We start from the raw sequence: 16,336 nt of genomic DNA, 5'->3' as shown, positions 1-16,336 counted from the left end.
GTATGGCTACACTGGCCGATGGATCCCGCGCGGCGCGCATCCTGTGAACTCCCCCAGGGCCGGAAGGCAGCAAGGGTCAACGGGCTCTGCCGGGTGCGCGGGGTCCCCTTTATTTCCGGGGTGGTGGTTCGGGGGAGGTCGGCGCGATCCGAAAGCCGCCTGCACCACACCGGGTTCTCCGGGTAACGTGGTCGGCTGGACCGGCGCCGGTAGCGCTCGGTTCGCAAACCCAGTACCTCGCTGCTTGAAAGGCTGCCCAGGATGCCCCGGCAAACGCAGATCGGTTTGATGAGCCACGCGGAACTCGTGTCCGAGCACGACACGCACAAGGCCGCCTACGCCAAGCTCGCGGCCGAAAAGCTCACGCTGGACATCACGCGAGGCAAGCCGTCGCCGGCGCAGCTCGACTTGTCCGCCGAGCTGCTCACGCTGCCCGGCGAGGGCGAGTTCCGCGACGGCTCCGGCACCGACTGCCGCAATTACGGTGGGCTGCACGGACTCCCGGAGCTGCGCGCGATCTTCGGCGAGCTGCTCGGGATCCCCGCCGACAATCTGCTGGCCGGCAACAACGCCAGCCTGGAGTTGATGCACGACGTCATCATGTACGCGATGCTGCACGGCACCGCCGATTCCCCGCGCCGCTGGGCGGACGAGCCGATCAAGTTCGTATGCCCGGCGCCCGGCTACGATCGGCACTTCGCGATCACCGAATCGCTGGGCGTAGAGATGATTCCGGTCGCGATGAACCAGGACGGCCCGGACGTGCGCGCCGTCGCCGATCTGGTGGCGGCCGATCCGCAGATCAAGGGGTTGTGGGCGGTGCCCAACTACTCCAACCCGACCGGTGTCAACTTCTCCGAAGAGGTTGTCCGCGAGCTGGTTTCGATGCCCGCCGCGGCCCCCGACTTCCGGTTGTTCTGGGACAACGCGTACGCCGTGCACCCGCTGACCGATACCGCGGCGCCGGTGCTGGACGTGCTCGGCATGGCCGCGGCCGCCGGAAACCCCCATCGCCCCTTCGTCTTCGCGTCCACCTCGAAGATCACCTTCGCCGGGTCGGGGGTCAGTTTCATCGGCGGATCCAAGGCCAACCTGGACTGGTACGCCAAGCATCTGTCGAAGAAGAGCATCGGCCCGGACAAGATCAACCAGCTGCGGCATCTCCGATTCTTCAAGGATGCGGAGGGTGTGCGCACGCACATGCAGAAGCATCGCGCCATCCTGGAGCCGAAGTTCAACCTGGTGCTGCGGATCCTGGAGGAGCGGCTGGGCGCGTCCAAGGTCGCTTCCTGGACCGAGCCCAAGGGCGGCTACTTCATCAGCCTCGACGTGCTGGAGGGCACCGCCGCCCGGGTGGTCGGGCTGGCCAAGGAGGCCGGAATCGCCCTGACCCCTGCGGGTTCGGCGTTCCCGTACGGAAAAGACCCGGAGGACAAGAACATTCGCATCGCGCCGAGCCTCCCGTCGGAAGCGGACCTGGAGGCGGCGATGAACGGGCTGGCCACCTGCGTGCTGCTGTCGGCGACGGAGAAGTACCTGGGCGAGTAGGTCGCGCGGGGCCTGGTTGTCGTGGTGACCGGGCCGGTCGGGTGTCGTGGTGACCGGGGCCGGTCGGTGGCCCGATGTTCGGTTCCTGTTCGCCGGGAGCCGTGCCGTGTCGTCGGCGGTGCGGTGACAATGGCGGCATGTGGCTGTACAACGCCCTGTGGATCGGGTTGGTCGGGCTCGCGGGGCTCGGTGTCCTCGCGCTGATCGTCGCCGAGGTCCGATTCCGGCTGCGGCTGCGTCGCCTGCCGAAGGATCGCCGGCAACGGCGGAAAGCATTGCGGGAGTTGGGCGTGCCCGAGTATCCGGCAGACGAGATCGAGGGTCCGTCGGGTGTTCCGCCGAATATCTAGAAACGGAACGCCGCCGCTCACGTCGGGCCGGCGGCGTTCCGCGCGTTCGAGGGCGCCTACTCGGGCTTGTGGGCGAGCACGGCGAAGATCGTCACCGACAGGTGGATGTCGCCGCTGCGGGCACCGGCATCCAGGTCGGCGAGCAGTTGCTCGCGCTGCTGCTCGGTGATCGCGCCGCGCGCCACCGCCATTGCCGAGACCCGGGCGACCAGCGCACCGGCACCGGCGCTGTGGTCCTGGATCAGCGCGTGCGAGCCGACGTCATCGATCTCCAACCCGGCCCGGGTGAGCAGCCCGGGCAGCCGGCGCCCGGCGAACGGGTCGGTGGTGTTGCCGATCAGCGTCTCGATCACCTCGTGCACCACGTGGCGGTCGCCGGGATGCACGATCGCGGTGCCCCAGTCGCTGTCCATCAGCACGACCCGGCCGCCGGGCCGCAGCACCCGCGCGATCTCGCCGACGGCGCGGCCGGGGGTGGTCAGATGCTGGAAGACCCGCTCGCACAGGGCCGCATCGACGCTCTCGCTGCCCAGCGGCAGGTTATAGGCGTCACCGGGGACGAATCTGGCGGTCGACCCGGCCTGGGTGGCCCGGTCCTCGGCCGCGGCGAGCAGGTCCGGATCGGGCTCCACACCGACCGCGGACCCGGTAGGGCCGACCGCGTCGGCGAAGGCCAGGACCTCCGAGCCGCTGCCGGACCCGATATCGATCGCACTCTCCCCGGGCTGCGGGGCGAGGGCTTGGTGAGCCCAGTGCCGCAGCCGGCGAATTCCGGGGAGGGCGGCCCGCAGATCATGGACGTCGATGAGACGATCCGCCTGCGGGCCGGAGAACGAGGTGCTGTGTGTAGGCGCCATCTGTCCAGCCGTTCTATCTCTCGGCACCGTTGCCACCGTGGATGTAGCCATAGTGTCAGGCATGCGGCCACCTTACGCGCGCCCGGAACCTACGGGCCGGTACGAGAGCGGGGTGCGCCACGCCGATGCGTAAGACCCTCTCGTTCGGCGCGGATCGGCCGGGCGATCTGTCCTGTGTCACGTTCAACGGTGAGCTTGTTGTTCCCGGCATGTCGTTATGACACATGGGTTACTGTGTGGCGCAGTCGCCTTGGGGGGCTTGACGTGCGATTATGGATACGTCGACTGAGGTGACAGAGAGGAGGTGTCGAGATGTCATTCCCTGTCGACATAACTTCCGCACTGACCGGCGCAACCCTGCGGCAGCTCCGGAATTGGAGAAACGGAGCTTCGCCGCTTCTGGTCCCGGAGTACGGAGTCCGGCCGCAGGCTCTGTATTCGTTCCGCGACCTTCTTGCGTTGCGCACTGTGGTGAAGCTGCGTAGTGAGACCTCGTTACAGAAAATACGCAAGTCGTTCCGGTCGCTCCAGGATATGGATTTGACCGAACATCCGTCGAACTACACTTTGATCGCGGGCAAAGACTCGATCTACCTCGTCGAAGGCGAGAGTGACGCAACTGATCTGGTTAAACAGCCCGGACAGCGCGTGCTCGTGACTCTCGACGATGTATTTGCGCCATTCTCCAATTTCAAAGGCACTGAAGTAGTCAACTTCATTCATCCGCGAGAACGACTGGATGTTCGAGAAGGGCGCATTGGTGGATGGCCGACCATCCGTGACACACGGGTGCCTTTCGATACAGTTGCCCGCCTCGTCGCTACCGGCGATATCCCTGCGGCGGAAGTCAGCCGGCACTTCCCGACCGTCCGCACAGGCGATGTTGCCGACGCCGTCAGCTTCGACCAGCAGATTGCTGCCATCGGGCGGTCGGCGTGAAATTCTTCTTGGATGAGAATCTCCCGCAAGGTCTCATCGAACACTTGGGTTCCATATTTCGTGTGCACGAGTTCGTGGGAGTCAAGGTTCTCGGTACCAAAGGTATGGAGGATGTTCCGCTTTTCTCCGCCGTGGCTGGATCGGGATGTCAAGTATTCGTGACCGGCGATATGCGACAATTGAGATGCGAAAATGAGCGTTCGGCTTGCCGAGCGGAGCGTTTACATTGGATTGGCGTCCACCACGTGCAGTCGGTGGGATACCATGTTATCGCTGGACCGGCGTCGACGTTGGTGCATGCGCTACCGTTCGTGCTCGATCGTCTGGCCCATATAACGGAGCCGCAGTTCTTCAAGCTCAGGAAGTCCGAACGGAACTACACACAAGTATTTCATTCGCAGGGGAATCTCTGATAGTGATGCGTGCGCTCCCGGCTCTTGCGTTCGACGCGGTCGAAGTGGGTTCGACTCGTTCTGGTCCACCAGATTTGCCATCGGTACAGCGGTGACGTTGGTGATCTGACGCAGTGCGGATGACGGAGGTGGCATGATCGGGGGATGGTTACCCGCAAACTGTGTCTTGCGCAGGATCCGGAGGCGGACGAACTGCTGTCGAGTGACGACTTCGCGTTGCTGACGGGGATGCTGCTGGATCAGCAGTATCCGATGGAGCATGCGTTTCGCGGGCCGCGGAAGCTTGCCGAGCGGATGGGTGGGTTCGATATCCGGCGGATCGCCGCGGCCGATCCGGACGAGTTCGAGGAGCTGGGCGCCACCCCGCCCGCGATTCACCGGTACGGGCGGTCGATGGCTCGGCGGGTGCAGGATCTGGCGCGGTACATCGTGGACAACTACGACGGCAAGGTGGAGAACCTCTGGACCGAGGGTGACCCGGATGGCAAGGAGGTGCTGAAGCGTCTCAAGGCACTGCCCGGCTACGGTGACCAGAAGGCGCGAATCTTCTTGGCGCTGTTGGGTAAACAGCTCGGCGTCCGGCCTGCGGGCTGGCGCGCGGCCGCGGGCGCCTACGGCGACGAGGGCTCGCACCGCTCGGTGGCCGATGTGACCGACGGCCCATCTCTGTCCGAGGTCCGGGAATTCAAGAAACAAGCGAAGGCCGCGGCCAAGAAGGGCTGAGCCCCGAGATCCCGGTTCGTGGCACTAGTTGAGCAGCAACGGGCCCAGTTGCAGCAACCAGAACAGCGCGATGAGGGGCAACCAGGATTGCGCCCAGATGATCAGCAGGTCCACGAAGTCGACGCGGCCCTCGGTCTCGGCATCCACGACTCGTAACCCGGTTACCAGCTTGCCCAGCGTTGCGCCCAGCGCCCACTGCACCACGACGCGGTGGACGAAGGACAGCGCGGGCCACAGTGCCAGCAGAGCCCACCAGGGCGGTAGCTTGTCGGCCGTCGGCTGAAGTTGCGGCATGCGCGACGGAAGGTCGACCAGCACCGCCAGCGCGAGCATCGCGGGCACGATGTGCACGGCGATATCGATGGTCCATGACAGCAGCGTCCGGAATCGCGGCGGCCGGTCCTCCGGCTGCCCGGGATCTCGTCGGCGCGTGGTCACGACCCGCACCCGGTCCAACGCGGGCGGGCGGACGATCGCCGCCGGTGCCCCGTCGGTCGAATACTTCCCGATGTCCTTGCGCCGCACGGGTTTCGGATGGAAATGCGGATCGAAGCTGGGCAGGTCACCGCCGGCGAAGATGGCCGGGACGACGAGCACGACGATGAGCGTCGCCCCGGCTCCGCGGAACCAGTAGCCGACCAGCGTCCAGAACGAGATTCGTCCGCCGGTCTCGGGATGGACGATCCGCAGCCCGAAGATCAGCTTGCCGATCGTGGCCTGGCAGGCCCACTGCAGCACGACACGGTCCGCGAACGACAGCCCCAGCCACGTCAGGAGCAGCACCCACCACGGCGGCAACGCCGCGATCAGCTCGCCCGGCTCGCCGCCGATCTTCACGATCTGCCACGACCCACCCCAGGTCAGCGGCCATACGGCGAGCGGCGGGGTGTGCAGGAGCCAGTCGACGGCGAACGACAGAGCCCACCGCAGCCTGCGCGGCGACGGATAGCGCGGATCGCCCCGATCCCCGTGCCGAAGCCGCTTCGGTGCTTCGTCGTGAACCTGTTGCGTGCCCGAGGTCGTCTCCGCCATCACAGCTTCAGCCTTGTCGGAATGTTCAGCGCCGCAGTCGAATCACCGGTGGAGGTGAATGTCACCGATCGCGCGATGTCGACCACCAACCGACGGAAATCCGGCCCGTGGGAGACGAACGCCGTGGACAGTTCGACCGCCGCCAACGCCGCCCCGTCGTCGGACGGCACGGTCGCACGCAACTGATAGACCGGCGCCGTCTCGTCGGCGTCGTGGTGCCCGGGGACCTCCGGCACCGGCAGGTCGGTGATCCGTTCGCGGAACATCATCGGCTTGCCGTCGATGGTGACCAACTCGACGTCGGCCCCGGATGCCGCCTCCGGGTCGCCCTCCGCCAGCGCCAGCAACATCGCCCGGGGGTTTTCCGCGGGAGTGCCGGTCTCGAGCACCCACACCGTCAACCATGTGACGATCGGCTCGCCGTCGGCCATGTGCATGCCCATCCCGCAGTAGCGGACACCGCTCGCCGCCAGCGCCGCCAACAGGTCTGCGCGCTGGTCGATTTCGGCCCGCAGCGCCGTCGCGTCGGCGGGTTGCAGCGACGCGGCCAGCGCCGTCGCGGCGGCCGCGGCCCGGTCGAGTCCGTGCAGCGGCATCGGGACGTAGCCGCGGGGCAGGACGAGATCGACGTCGATTCCGGCCATTATTCGCCGCCTCCTCCGACGGCGCTGCCGCTCTTGAGACCCAAAGACGTGGTGCGGGACAGTAGTTCGGCGCCGCGGGCCGTTGTCGCCGTGCCGGTGACCGCGCCGAACTCGGTGAGGCCGGCCGATATCCCGGTCGGGCTGGCCAGCTTCATCGAGATATTGTCCACGGCCCCGGCCGATCCGGTGATCATCTTGGCTCCGATACCGGCCGAGGAGGCACCCTCGGAGAAGCCGCCGAGGAACCCGCCGAGCCTGCCTACGTCGTCGGCACCCTTGAACGCGGCCGTGGCCCCCAGCGCAAGTCCCTTGCCGCCGGGCAGGATCGACAACGTGTCGCCGAACAGCGTGCCGCCGGCCGACAGCTTTTCTTTCCAACTCCCGTGCAGCAGATCGTCTCTCAGCTCCGGATCGGAGAGGTCCATCGCCAGCACTCCCGCACCGGCGGCCAGGGCGATCGGGCCGAATACCGCGGTCAAGGGCGGGAACAACGCCAGCACACCGGAGACCGCCGAGACGACCGACAGGACGTTTCGGATGGTGTCCTTGTGCTCGGACAGCCAGTCACCGACGGCTTTCAGCGCATCGCCGAAGCCCTTTTTCAGGCGATCCCACAGTCCGGGCTCGTCGGGCGCGAAATCCCCGGCCGCATCCCGAAGCTCCTGCGCGGCCTTCTCGGCCGCGCCCTCGTGCTCGTTCTTCAAGGTGCCGGCCTGCGCGAGGATCGACGCGACCTGAGCGTTCGCCTCGGTGAGCGCGGTGTTGGCGGTGTCGACCGCGGTGGTGGCCGCGTTCAACCGCGATTGCACCGCGGCGAGTTGCTCGGTCGGCACCTGCTTACCGGCCAGGCCCAGATCGGGGTTGGCCTTGGCATTGTCGTAGGCGGTCTGCGCGGTGGCCCGAGCCTGCGCGGCGGCGGCCATCTCGGTGTCGAGCCGGCTTGCGACGTCACGGTGGGCGATGAGGACCCCGTGCCACCCTTGCAGCACACCGACGGCCCTGCCGAGCGAGTCCTGCGCCCGGCGCAGGTCGGCTCCGAGGGTCTGGTCGAAATTCTTGCGGAACGCGTCGGCGGCCTCGCCCTGCCACACGGCATCGGTGGAGTTCTGCAACCGGCTCAGCATCCGGTTGCACTCGGTGACGGTGTCGCTCGCGCTCTTCACCGCGGTCGACATGGTGTCCAGGTCGGCCGGGACGCCGGCGGCGGGGTTGAACCCGAGGTTCGGGTAGGGATTGTCGTCTGCCATGTCCGACCTAGGCGATAGTCGCGCCGGGAGCCGCGGCACCGGGCTGAGCGATCGATTGCCCCACCTTGTTCAGCGCATCGGTGAACGCCTGTTCGGTGGAGGCATAGGCGTCGTGGGTGCGCCGCAGGCCCTCCGCAGTGGCCTCGACGCCCTTGCCGATCTGCTCGGCGCCGTAGCGCCACTTCTGCTGGAATTCGTCGGCGGCGGAGACCAGTTCGTCCGTGCCGATACGCAGCGCGGCCTCTTGCGACATCTTCGCGCGGACGTCGTCGAGCAGCTCACCGGCGCGAACCATGGAATCCGCTGCGCCTCTCAACACGTCGAGATCGGCTTGGAGGAAACTCCCCATCGTTTTGACCCCCCACAGTGGTTATCGAAATAGGGCCGTCGCACGGACAGCCCGGTGAGAGTAGCAGATTCCGGCGGATGGGACGTGCTCTGTGGATGGGGTCTGCGCTGCTCGGGCGCCTGTTCAGGTCGTGATCGATTGTGTTGGTGGAGACCGGGTTCGCGCGTCTTCGGGTTGCCTGGTTCGAGGCGGCCGCGGAACCGACCGACCCGGGTTGCGCGGTACTCCTACCGGCGCGCTGAAAACCTGGCCGGGGCAAGAACACTCGTTGCACCCGTAGCCTTGTCGTCCCGGCGCGCTTCCGGCCGGAGTCCACTGTGGTTGGAGGTGGACCCCGGCCGCAGGTGCGTGCCGGGCGGGCGCGGGGTTGCGGGCCGCCGCGGCACGGCTAGCTGCTGCTGGCCTGGGCGGTGGCGAAAGGGGTTGCTACGGTGCGGGTTTCGCGGTGGGACGGGGGGTTCCAGAGGCCGCGGCGCTGGAGGATGGGGAGGACGCCCTCGCCGAACCAGTATGCCTCCTCGACGTGGGGGTAGCCGGAGAGGATGAACTGGTCGATGCCCAGGCGGGAGTACTCGATCAGGCGCTCGGCGACCTCCTCGTGCGAGCCCACCAGGGCGGTGCCGGCGCCGCCGCGGACCAGGCCGACGCCCGCCCACAGGTTGGGGGCGATCTCCAGGCGCTCGCTGGAGCCGCCGTGCAGCTCCAGCATCCGGCGCTGGCCCTCGGACTCGCTCTGCGCCAGATTCGCTTGCACGCGTTCGATATCCGCGGGGTCGATCGACTCCAGCAGTCGGTCCGCCTCGGCCCAGGCCCGTTCGGAGGTGTCCCGGGAGATGACGTGGATGCGCAGGCCGTAGCGCAGCCGGCGGCCCTGGTCGACCGCCAACCGGCGAATCCACTCCAGCTTCTTGCTCACCGCGAAAAGCGGTTCGCCCCAGGTGAGGTAGGTGTCGGCGTACTTGGCCGCCACCGGCCCGGCCGCCTGTGAGGAGCCGCCGAAGAAGATCGGCGGGACCGGGTCGGGCTGGTTGTCGAGCAGCGCGTCCTGCACGTGAATGTGCTTGCCCTCGAAAGAGATCGGCTCGCGCGAATCCCACAGCGAGCGCACCACGTGCAGGAATTCCCCGGTGCGCTCGTAGCGCTCCTCCTTGTCCAGGAAATCGCCGAAGGCGCGCTGCTCGTGCGGTTCACCGCCGGTGACCACGTTCAGCAGCAGCCGGCCGCGCGAATGCCGCTGGAAGGTGCCCGCCATCTGCGCGGCCAGCGTCGGGCTGACCAGGCCGGGCCGGAACGCCACCAGGAACTTCAGCGTCTCGGTGGTTTCGACCAGCATGGCCGTGCTCAACCAGGCGTCCTCGCACCACAGTCCGGTCGGGGTGAGCACGCCCTCGAAGCCGTTCTCCTCCGCGGCGCCCGCGATCTGGTTCAGGTAGCGCAGCGAGGCCGGGCGGTCGCCCGACATCGAGGTGCCGTGACCGCCGGCGACGAGGTTGCGCGAGTCGCCGTAGGTGGGCAGAAACCAATGGAAGGACAGGGACATTCGGGGTGCTCCCTTCAGGAGGCCGTGGGGAAGAGGTCGTTGAAGCGGGTATCGACGAAGTCCGGGATGTTCACCTTCTTCGGAATCAGTCCCGCGTCGGCGAAGGCGTCGGCGACCTGCTGTTCGGCGTCGATGGTCGCGGGGTCGAGCGGATGGTCCTGGTAGGGATCGCGTTTCGCGGCCACGAGCGTCACGTCGGTGGGCAGTCCGGTCAGCTGTCCCCAGGTCTGTGCCCACTGCTCCGGGTGCTGATCGGCCCAGGCGTGCGCGCGCTGGGCGCGGCCGAGCAGATCCCGGATCGCCGCCGTCCGCGACTTGCTTTCCAGCGCCTCGGATCCCGCGACGAAGAACGCGTCGCCGTTGATATACCCGTTGCCGTCCACCAGGATTCGGGCCCCGGTCTGCGCCTCGCCCTGGGCGGTGTAGGGATCCCAGATCGCCCACGCGTCGACGCGGCCGGTGCTCAGCGCCGCGAGCGCGTCGGCGGGTTGCAGGTACTGGGCCTCGATGTCGTCGAACGACAGTCCGTTCTTGCTCAGCACCGTCAGCAGGTGGTGGTGCGCGGAGCTGCCCTTGGTGACCGCGATCCGCTTGCCCTTCAGGTCGGTCGGGGCACGCAGTGGGGAGTCCTTCGGCACCAGGATCGCCTGCCCGGCGGTGCCCGCCCGATATCCACCGACGATCTTGATCTCGGACTTGGCCGCGGCGGCGAACACCGGCGGCGAATTGCCGACGCCGCCGAAGTCGACCGAGCCGGAGTTGATCGCCTCCAGCATCGGCGGACCCGCGGTGTACTGCGACCATTCGATCTTGTACGGCACGTCCCGCAGCTCGCCGGCGGATTCCAGCAGGGCCTGCAGCCCGGTGCCCTTCTGGTCGCCGAGGCGCAGCGTCACCTGCGACAGGTCCACGGTGCCGTCGGGCCGGACCGCCGTGTCCTCGGCGTCGTCGGTGCCACAGGCGGTGGCGACCAGCGCCGTGAGGGCGAGGGCGGCGAACAGGCGGCGGTTGATCATGCGGTTCCTTCGGTCTCTGCTGTGCCGCCGTCGAGCGAGCCGACACCGAGTTCGGTGAGCAGGTCCCGGCGCAGCGCGGCGAATCGGGAGTCCTCGCGGCGGCGCGGCCGGGGGAGGTCGATGGTGATGTCGTCGGCGATCCGGCCGTCGGCGAGGACCAGCGCGCGGTCGGCGAGCAGCAGCGCCTCGTCCACATCGTGGGTGACCAGCAGCACGCCCGGCCGATGCCGCGCCCACAGTTGCAGCACCAGCCCGTGAATGGTGATGCGGGTCAGCGCATCCAGGGCGCTGAACGGCTCGTCGAGCAGCAGCAGATCCGGATCGCGCACCAGCGCGCGGGCCAGCGAGGCGCGCTGCGACTCACCGCCGGACAGGGTGAGCGGCCAGGCGTCCGCGCGCTCGGTGAGCCCGACCTCGGCCAGCGCGTCGCGCGCGGCGGTTCCGGGGTCGCTGTGCCGCAGGCCCAGGGTGATGTTGGCGTGCACGCGTTTCCACGGCACCAGCCGCGGCTCCTGGAAGGCGACGGCGACATCGCCGGACACGGTGAGCTCGCCGCCGTGGTCGCGATCCAGTCCGGCCAGCGCGCGCAGCAGCGTCGACTTGCCGGAGCCGCTGCGACCGAGCAGGGCGACGAATTCGCCGCGGCCGATGTCCAGATCGATGCCGTCGAGCACCGTGCGGGGGCCGAAAGCCTTGGTCAGCTTGCGAATTCGGGCCACCGGATCGCGGTCGGCGGACCGTTCCCGTTCGTCGACGGCTTCGGTCTCGGTGGTGCCGGTGTCGGTGGTGTCTGTCTCGGTGGTGTCGGTGCTCAGCTCGCCAAGAACCCGCGTCGCCATACCAGCGCCTTCCTTTCGATCAGCCGGACAACGGCATCGGTGATCAGGCCGAGCAGGCTGTAGACCAGCAGCCCGACGACGATCACATCCGTGCGCAGGAATTCGCGGGCATCGTTGATCAGGAAGCCCAGTCCGGCATCGGCATTCACCTGTTCGGCGACGATCAGTGCGAGCCAGGCCACCCCGAGCGACTGCCGCAGCCCGACCAGGGCCTGCGGCAGCGCGCCGGGCAGCACGATGTGCCCGATGGTCGCGAGCCGCGACAGCTGCTGCACCCGGGCCACCTCCGCGAGCTTGCCGTCCACCCCGCGGATTCCGGCAAAGGTGTTGAGGTACAGCGGAATCGCGACGCCGAAGGCCACCAGCACGATCTTCGGCAGTTCGCCGATGCCGAACCACAGGATGAGCAGCGGGATGAGCCCGTAGAACGGCAGCGTCCGCAGCATCTGCATGGGCGGATCGACGACGTACTCCCCGAACAGGCTGAGCCCGGCGAGCACCGCCAGGACGATGCCGATCGCCGCGCCCACCCCGAAGCCGATCGCCGCGCGTTGCAGCGACACCGCGATGGCGTGCGGCAGCGTACCGTCCCGGAACAACTCGATCGCCGTGTCCACCACCGTCGTCGGCGCGGCCAGCAGCCGTTCCGGCAGCACGCCGGTGGCACTGGCGACCTGCCAGAGCACGACGATCAGCACCGGAACGACCAGCCGCACCCAGCGCCCGGACGGCAGTCGGGGCAGCCGGACGGGTGTCGACCGCAGGGCAAGTGAAGACAACGTGAAACCTCGTGCAGTGGTGGCGGACTGTGTCGGCGGTGCCGAGCGGTCGGCAGCCCGAGGTGCCACAGTGCCCGAGGTGGAGGCGGATGTCACCGGTTGAAATCTGCCTGGTTCTTACACCTGACAGTGCCGGTCGGGCGCCTTTCCAGGCGGGTGCCGGTCGGACGCCTTACCGGTCGGGTGCCGGTCGGGCGCCTTACCAGGCGGACGCCCTACCAGGCATAGCTCGATTCGCGCGGATAGCGGCTGCGCCGGCCCGGTGACGTGGCCTCCAGGCGCACCCGCGCCGGATCGTCACACAGCACGGCATCGTGCAGTCGGCGCAGATTCGCTCCGGGTTCGGAGCCGATTTCCGCCAGTAACAGCGTGCGGGCTTCCCGGTATGTCGCGAGCGCGTCGACGCGTCGGCCGGCACGATATTGGGCGACCATCAACTGTTCGCAGAATCTCTCCCGGAATTGATGACTGCCGATGAGCGGGATGAGTTCGCCGATGAGTTCGTGGTCGCGCCCGGCCGTCAGCTCGACATCCATCAGCCACTCCACGGCGGCCAGGCGCATTTCCTCCAGCCGGGCGGCCTCCGCTTCGACGGCCGGTGAATTTATTCCCTCCAGCGCCGGGCCGCGCCACAACGACAATGCGCCGCGAATATCGTCGGCGAGGGCGGACCAATCCACCGGCCCGGACTCGGCGGCGGCGGTGAGATCTCCTATGCGCGAGACGAATTCCCAATGATCCGAGGTGTGCACACCGGGCCGGAGCAGATATCCGGGATAGGCGGTGACGATGATCTCGTGGTCGGAGACGGGGCGCAGGATTCTGCGCAACCGCACGACGCACGACTGAATCTGGCGCCGTGCCGTGGACGGCGGCGAATCGCTCCAGACCCCGTCGACCAGGCGGTCGACGGAGACGATCCGATTGGGCCGCAACAGCAGCATGGCCAGGACGATCCTGTCCCGATGGCTGGTGATCGGCACCGTGCGCGGGCCCGTAACCTCCAGCGCGCCGAGAACGTGAAAATGCAGACGGCCGACCAATTTTCCTCCCTCGGTGGCGACCTCGGCACCGAGGTATCGGTGCCGGGCGCCCGCCGACGGAACGGTGACCACTCCGCCGACGAACGCGGATCTGTCGGTCGCATCGTTGTGAACGGTGAGCCGACCTGCCACACGAGCCCCCACAGCCTCCGTGGCACCCCGCGGACCGAGGTCGTACTCCAGATCCTTCTTCGTCACGGCCACATTGCCCGACACTGGTAATTCTTGGCGTACAACGAGATCCGCGCATCGGTAGTTCAACCTATGTGTTACCTAGGGAGGCGTACCTCGGACAATGGTCGGAGGTACGTTCTGCGGCTAGGCTTTGTTGGTATGTCGGCGGCGCGCCGAGGACGGGCAAGAGATGTCGTAGCGGCCACGGATCGGTTCGTCGGCCGTGAATCGGAGCAGGACAAGATCAGTCTGTTGCTGCTCGGTCCGGCCCGGTTGATCACGTTGACAGGCCCGGGCGGGATCGGCAAGACCCGGCTCGCGGCAGAGACCCTGCGCCGATTCCGCAAGGCCGGAGGCACTCCGGTGTACTGGACGCGGTTGGCCCGGCTGCCCAAGGGTTCCGACGCGCTCGCGGTCGAGGAGGAGGCGGCCCGCTCGGTGGCCGAGGCCGATTTCTCCGGGCGGTCGGCTTGGGACAGCCTGGTCGGTACGTTGACCAGGACCGACGCGGCGGAGCGCAATCTGCGGACCGTCCTGGTGATGGACAACTGCGAGCATGTCGTCGCCGGCGCCGGGCGTTTGATCGCGGAGCTGCTGGACGCGGTGCCGACGCTGACCATCCTGGCGACCAGCCGGGCGGCGGTGGGGTGGGCCGACGAACATCTGGTGCAGGTTCCCCCGTTGACGCGGCCGCAGGCCGTGCTGCTGTTCCGGCAGCGCGCCGAATTGACCGGGCACCCGGTCACCGGTGCCGAACAGGAGGAGATCGTCGGCCAGATCTGCCACCATGTGCACGACAATCCGCTGTATGTCCGGTTGGCGGCGGCGCGGCTGGTGCGCCAGCCGCCGGCGATGATCCTCGCCGAGCTCAGCGGCGAGCCGACCGATAAGCGGATGCGCTGGTCGCACGGGCCCCGGGTCGGTTCGGAGCCGCGGCATCGGGGCGTCCGGGACGCCATCGCCTGGTCCTACGATCTGTGCCGGGACACCGAAAAGCTGCTGCTGGACCGGATGTCGGTGTTCGCCGCCGGCTACGACACCAATACCGAGGACGACACGGCCTCCGGGCTGGATGTGGGCGCGGACCTGGACGCCATCGAGATGGTCTGCGCCGACGACGATCCGGCCCCCGGACGCGACGAACACCGTGCGGCGCAGGGTGTCCCGGCCGTGCGCCTGGCCCGGGGCGAGATCGAGGGCGCGCTGGGGCGGCTGGTCGATCAGTCGCTGGTGACCGTGCACATCACGCCGACTGCGGTGCGGTATTCCCTGCTGGAGAGCATTCGCGTGTTCGCCCATCAGCGGCTGTGTGAACGGTCCACCGACGAGGTGGACGAATCGGAACGGTTCGCCCGGCGCCACCGCCGCTACTACCGGGACGAAATCGTTCGGGCACAACGCGAATGGTTCGGTCCCGCCGAGCGGGAACTGATCGTCTGGGTGCGCGCGGCGGGCGACAACATCGCCACCGCGATCGAGTCGAGTCTTTCCTCGGGCGAGGTCGAACTCGGGCTGGAAATCGCCATGGGCATAATAGGTCTGCAGATCTTCCGGCGTTCGCTCCGAGATCGTTCGCTGCGCGAAGTCTGCGGGTGGATCGAGAACACGCTGCAGGCGACCCGGTTGCGGTCCACGCGGCTGACCGATCTGCAGATCGAGGCCATGGCCTCGCTCGGGTGGCTCGCGTTGCTGCAGGGCAGGACCGACGACACCGAACGGATACTCGAGGACTGCGCCACCTCTTGCCTGGACGACCCGGAGACCGCAAGGAACTGGCGGCGCACCCCCGACACCGATCTCGGCCTCCCCGCTCCGGTCGAATTCCTGTGGGGGGTGGAACTGATGATGGTTCACCACGATCCGAGGTCGGTGACCGTCCTGGGCCGCGGTCGCGAAAAGCTCGGTGCCGTCGGCAATCGCGGCGGCGAGGCGCGGATCGAGCGGTTCGAGGCATGGGCGGCGAGCTTGCTGGCACCGCGGCAGCAGGCCCTCGAGATCACCCGGCGCCACCTCGATCACACCGCCGACGCACGCGCCGGCTGGGCGAAGGCGTGGGCCGAGATGGTGCGGGCGATCGCCCTGACCAAGCACGGCGAGCCCACCGCGGCGCTGGAACTCGGCCGCACCGCTCTGGCGCAGTTGGTCGCCGCGCGGGACCTGTGGGGCGCGGTAGCGGCGGTGAGCGTCCGGACCTGGACATTGGCGAAGCTCATCACCGATGCGCAGGTGGCCGGACATCCCGACCGGGCTCGGCTGAGAGCGCTGGCCACCGAGATCGCCAGGCTCGCGGGAGGTAGCGGGCGAGAGTTGACGGAGCTGGGCGCCGACACCGGGGGGCTGGGGCCCGTGGCCGAGGAGACGAACAGGGCGGTCGAGGTCGCCCGCAATGTCCTGGGCGCCGGGGCATACGCCGATGCCGCGCAGCAGGGCGCCCTACTGCGGCCGCAGCTGGGCGAGGTTCACCGCCTGGCGCTGGGCACGCTGCCCGCGGACCGGCTGTCGGCGGACCACACCCGCGCGCGGGCGAACGCCACATCGCTCTGGGACGAGCTGTCCGGCGCCGAGCGGCAGGTGGCGTTGCTGGCGGCGGCCGGGTGGACGAATACCGCGATCGCGGCTCGCCGGGGCAGTTCCGCCAAGACCGTCGACGCGCAGATGGCCGCGATCCTGCAGAAGCTGATGATCACCTCCCGGATGGACATCATGGATTTCGTGCCCGCCGACCGGATCGGTGAGGTCCGGGCCGAAGCCGCCAAACGACCGCGCCGAAACGGCGGACCACGCCGGAAGCGGCCGTAGGCCGCTACTGGACTGCGGGCGGAGCGACGGGACCGGAGGAGGAA

The 16,336-nt window shown here is 68.1% G+C and carries 16 protein-coding genes and 1 other RNA gene; 7 read left to right on the top strand and 10 right to left on the bottom strand.

Features of this window, described 5'->3' with window-relative positions:
* Window positions 1-17: 17 nt before the first annotated feature.
* From ffs to D892_RS0110085, 3 genes are all read left to right on the top strand, one after another.
* Window positions 18-112: signal recognition particle sRNA small type (gene ffs, locus D892_RS44455), an RNA gene on the top strand.
* Window positions 113-261: 149 nt separating this feature from the next.
* On the top strand, window positions 262-1,548 hold the full coding sequence (locus D892_RS0110090) for an aminotransferase class I/II-fold pyridoxal phosphate-dependent enzyme (RefSeq protein ID WP_024801122.1): 1,287 nt from the start codon (window positions 262-264) through the stop codon (window positions 1,546-1,548).
* A 137-nt stretch (window positions 1,549-1,685) separates the two neighbouring features.
* Entirely contained in the window at window positions 1,686-1,898 is a 213-nt protein-coding gene (locus tag D892_RS0110085; protein WP_024801121.1) for a hypothetical protein, read from the top strand.
* Window positions 1,899-1,954: 56 nt separating this feature from the next.
* Here D892_RS0110085 and D892_RS0110080 read toward each other — a convergent pair whose 3' ends face one another.
* Complete coding sequence (locus D892_RS0110080) at window positions 1,955-2,755, bottom strand: methyltransferase domain-containing protein (RefSeq protein ID WP_024801120.1); 801 nt, start codon at window positions 2,753-2,755, stop codon at window positions 1,955-1,957.
* A 312-nt stretch (window positions 2,756-3,067) separates the two neighbouring features.
* On the opposite strand from D892_RS0110080, the gene D892_RS45000 reads away from it, so the two are divergent.
* The 3 genes from D892_RS45000 (at window position 3,068) to D892_RS0110070 (ending at window position 4,830) form a co-directional block, all read left to right on the top strand.
* Complete coding sequence (locus D892_RS45000) at window positions 3,068-3,694, top strand: DUF433 domain-containing protein (protein ID WP_084161007.1); 627 nt, start codon at window positions 3,068-3,070, stop codon at window positions 3,692-3,694.
* Window positions 3,691-4,107, top strand: coding sequence for a hypothetical protein (locus D892_RS46525; protein ID WP_156959447.1), 417 nt, complete (start codon window positions 3,691-3,693; stop codon window positions 4,105-4,107). Before D892_RS45000 ends, D892_RS46525 begins: the two co-directional genes overlap by 4 nt.
* Window positions 4,108-4,251: 144 nt before the next feature.
* Window positions 4,252-4,830: an HhH-GPD-type base excision DNA repair protein gene (locus D892_RS0110070; RefSeq protein WP_024801118.1), complete on the top strand. Its 579-nt coding sequence runs from the start codon at window positions 4,252-4,254 to the stop codon at window positions 4,828-4,830.
* 24 nt (window positions 4,831-4,854) lie between these two features.
* Here D892_RS0110070 and D892_RS43565 read toward each other — a convergent pair whose 3' ends face one another.
* The 9 genes from D892_RS43565 to D892_RS40810 form a co-directional block, all read right to left on the bottom strand.
* Window positions 4,855-5,862 (bottom strand): RDD family protein, encoded by a 1,008-nt coding sequence (locus D892_RS43565; RefSeq protein ID WP_156959446.1) that lies wholly within the window; start codon window positions 5,860-5,862, stop codon window positions 4,855-4,857.
* A complete protein-coding gene (locus tag D892_RS43560; protein WP_024801116.1) occupies window positions 5,862-6,506 on the bottom strand; it encodes a hypothetical protein in 645 nt (214 codons plus the stop codon). Before D892_RS43560 ends, D892_RS43565 begins: the two co-directional genes overlap by 1 nt.
* Window positions 6,506-7,753 (bottom strand): hypothetical protein, encoded by a 1,248-nt coding sequence (locus D892_RS40815; protein WP_024801115.1) that lies wholly within the window; start codon window positions 7,751-7,753, stop codon window positions 6,506-6,508. The genes D892_RS43560 and D892_RS40815 overlap by 1 nt, the downstream gene beginning before the upstream one ends.
* Before the next feature lie 7 nt (window positions 7,754-7,760).
* Entirely contained in the window at window positions 7,761-8,048 is a 288-nt protein-coding gene (locus D892_RS0110050; protein ID WP_156959445.1) for a hypothetical protein, read from the bottom strand.
* Between the two features lie 442 nt (window positions 8,049-8,490).
* Window positions 8,491-9,642 carry an LLM class flavin-dependent oxidoreductase gene (locus D892_RS0110045; protein WP_024801113.1) on the bottom strand — a complete coding sequence of 384 codons (1,152 nt, stop codon included), beginning with the start codon at window positions 9,640-9,642 and terminating at the stop codon, window positions 8,491-8,493.
* A 14-nt stretch (window positions 9,643-9,656) separates the two neighbouring features.
* Window positions 9,657-10,658: an ABC transporter substrate-binding protein gene (locus tag D892_RS0110040; protein WP_024801112.1), complete on the bottom strand. Its 1,002-nt coding sequence runs from the start codon at window positions 10,656-10,658 to the stop codon at window positions 9,657-9,659.
* Window positions 10,655-11,497: an ABC transporter ATP-binding protein gene (locus D892_RS0110035; RefSeq protein ID WP_024801111.1), complete on the bottom strand. Its 843-nt coding sequence runs from the start codon at window positions 11,495-11,497 to the stop codon at window positions 10,655-10,657. The genes D892_RS0110040 and D892_RS0110035 overlap by 4 nt, the downstream gene beginning before the upstream one ends.
* On the bottom strand, window positions 11,470-12,276 hold the full coding sequence (locus D892_RS0110030; RefSeq protein WP_232236046.1) for an ABC transporter permease: 807 nt from the start codon (window positions 12,274-12,276) through the stop codon (window positions 11,470-11,472). Before D892_RS0110030 ends, D892_RS0110035 begins: the two co-directional genes overlap by 28 nt.
* A 215-nt stretch (window positions 12,277-12,491) precedes the next feature.
* On the bottom strand, window positions 12,492-13,517 hold the full coding sequence (locus tag D892_RS40810) for an AfsR/SARP family transcriptional regulator (protein WP_156959444.1): 1,026 nt from the start codon (window positions 13,515-13,517) through the stop codon (window positions 12,492-12,494).
* A gap of 135 nt (window positions 13,518-13,652) precedes the next feature.
* Here D892_RS40810 and D892_RS0110020 point away from each other — a divergent pair, with 135 nt between their 5' ends.
* The gene (locus tag D892_RS0110020; protein WP_024801108.1) at window positions 13,653-16,292 is read left to right on the top strand and encodes an AAA family ATPase; all 2,640 of its coding nucleotides are present in this window, start codon (window positions 13,653-13,655) and stop codon (window positions 16,290-16,292) included.
* Window positions 16,293-16,336 lie beyond the last annotated feature (44 nt).

Origin of the sequence: Nocardia sp. BMG51109 (assembly GCF_000526215.1) — a bacterium.
GTDB lineage: Bacteria > Actinomycetota > Actinomycetes > Mycobacteriales > Mycobacteriaceae > Nocardia.
This window is presented reverse-complemented; position numbering and strand designations above follow the sequence as displayed.